Annotated in this window: 3 protein-coding genes; all 3 read left to right on the top strand. The window is 70.0% G+C overall.

Annotation, left to right across the window (positions count from 1 at the left end; translation table 11 throughout):
• Nucleotides 1–891: radical SAM protein (locus WEE69_06225; protein ID MEX1144881.1), on the top strand; the 891-nt coding region annotated here is incomplete at its 5' end.
• On the top strand, nucleotides 891–2,006 hold the full coding sequence (locus WEE69_06220) for a biotin/lipoate A/B protein ligase family protein (GenBank protein ID MEX1144880.1): 1,116 nt from the start codon (nucleotides 891–893) through the stop codon (nucleotides 2,004–2,006). The genes WEE69_06225 and WEE69_06220, both read left to right, overlap by 1 nt.
• Nucleotides 2,003–2,238 (top strand): hypothetical protein (locus WEE69_06215; GenBank protein MEX1144879.1); only part of this gene is annotated, 236 nt, incomplete at its 3' end. The genes WEE69_06220 and WEE69_06215, both read left to right, overlap by 4 nt.

Here is a 2,238-nt window from a genome sequence, read left to right as displayed (position 1 = left end):
TGGAAGCCGACGAACCCGCGTCGCTTCTTGCCGGTCTCGGTCACCGGGTCCGCGTGCGCGCTGAGCTGTGACCACTGCCAGGCCAAGGTGCTCGAGGGGATGATCTCGGTGCGAGCGGGCTCCAACCTCTACGAGCTGGCCCGGAGCCTGAAGGCCCAGGGCAGCGAGGGGCTGCTCGTGTCGGGCGGATCCGGCCGCAGCGGCGGGGTCCCGCACCTGCCCCACCTCAAGCACGTGCCCCGCATCCGCGACGAGCTCGGCATGACCGTGATCGTGCACTCCGGCGTCGTGTCGCCGCAGCTCGCAGAGGGGCTGGCCGACGCCGGGGTCGACGGCGTGATGCTCGACATCATCGGCGCCGACGAGACGATCCGCGACGTGTACCACCTCGATCTGACGGCACGCGACTTCGAGCGCTCGCTCGAGCTGCTCGCGGAGCGAGGCTTGCGGATCATCCCCCACATCGTGCTCGGGCTGCACTACGGCCGATTCCTCGGCGAGGACCGAGCGCTGGAGATGATCTGCCGCTACCCGGTGTCGACCCTCATCCTCGTGGTCCTCGTCCCGTTGGTCGGCACACCGATGGGGCACCTCCCGCCGCCGCCACTCGAGGACGTCGTCGACTTCTTCGCCAAGGCGCGCCTCGCGATGCCGACGACCAAGGTCAACCTCGGCTGCGCGCGCCCGCTCGGCGACATGAAGCGCGAGCTCGACCGGGCCGCGGTCGACCATGGGCTCAACGGGATCGCATACCCGGCCGAGGGCGCCATCGAGTACGCGCGGAGTCGCGGCCTCGAACCGCGCCTCTATGAGTACTGCTGCTCACTCACCTGGGCGGGCGACGGCGGCACCCAGTACTCCGAGGTGTCGCTGGCCGAGGTCGGCGAGTGATGGAGCGCTGGCGCCTCCTCGTGTCCGACGGTGTCGGTGGCGCCGAGGGCCTCGCCCTCGACGAAGCATTGATGGCGGGCTACGCGCGCGCCGCGCCGGCCCGGCCACCGACGCTCCGGCTCTACACGTACCGCAGCCACGTCGCGCTCATCGGCCGGTACCAGCACCTCGAGGCCGAAGTCGATCTGGCGGCGTGCGAGACTTCCGGAACCGATGTGAATCGCCGCCCGACCGGCGGCGGCGCCATCGTGATGGGAGCGGGGCAGCTCGGAGTCGCCGTCGTGACCCGAGCCCCGGCCGCCGAGCGGCCCAAGGAGCTGCTCGAGCGCTATTCGGCGGGCATCGTCGCCGGCCTGGCCGAGCTCGGGATCGAGGCGCGCTTTCGCGGGAAGAACGACCTCGAGGTGGGAGGCCGGAAGATCGCGGGGCTCGGTCTCTATCTGGATGGCAACGGTGCCCTGCTGTTCCATTCGAGTGTGCTCGCCGACCTCGACGTCGAGTTCATGCTTCAGGTGCTGCGCATCCCGGCGGCAAAGCTTGGCGACAAGGCGGTGTCCGCCGTACGCGAGCGGGTCACGACGGTCGCAGCGGAGGCGAGGGGTCACTGGGTTGGCGCGAAGTTGCGCGAGCAGGTGGCCATCGGCTTTGCCAAGGCGCTTGACCTCAAGCTCACCGAGGAGGAACCCGAAGCCCGTGAGGTCGCCGGCTCCGAACGGCTCGTCGCCGAGAAGTATTCGACCAACGATTGGTTGCACCAACGCAGCCCGCAGAAGGACGCCACCGCGACGAGCGTGGTCAAGACGCCGGCCGGTCTCGTGCGCTGCTACGTGGCGTTGAGCGGCGACACGATCAAGAGCGCGCTGTTCACCGGCGACTTCAACGACTTGCCGGCGCCGCTCGTTCGCATCGAGGAAGCGCTGCGGTGGAAGCGACTGGAGCGCACCGAGCTCGTGGGGGTTGCCGTGCGGGCCGCGGACGGTGACACCGGTCTCGGCGTGCCTGCCGACGTCCTCGTCGATGCCGTGCTCGACGCCGGTGCCCGCGCAACCGACGCGCGTGGCGAGGCAGCGGCGCCGCTGCGTGACGGCTCCTGCTACTTCCCGGAGGCACCGTGACCAAGACCACCGTCCCGCTGATCGCCGCGCCCGCCGACGCCGCGGGCGCGGCCACGACCTGTCCCGAGGTCAGCCCCGACTGGGTGCGAATCTCGGGTGCGAGCGCAATCGCCTTGCGCTTCCGCTCAGGCCGGTTCAGTCGCGAGTTCGACTTCGGTGGCATCAACCTGCTCCTCAACTATGACGACGGCTGCCGATCGGACTGCTCGTACTGCGGACTCGCGCGCACGCG

It is taken from the genome of Acidimicrobiia bacterium, from assembly GCA_040881685.1.
GTDB lineage: Bacteria > Actinomycetota > Acidimicrobiia > IMCC26256 > PALSA-555 > SHVJ01.
The sequence above is the reverse complement of the archived record's forward strand: the minus strand, read 5'-3'. Positions and strand labels throughout refer to the sequence as shown.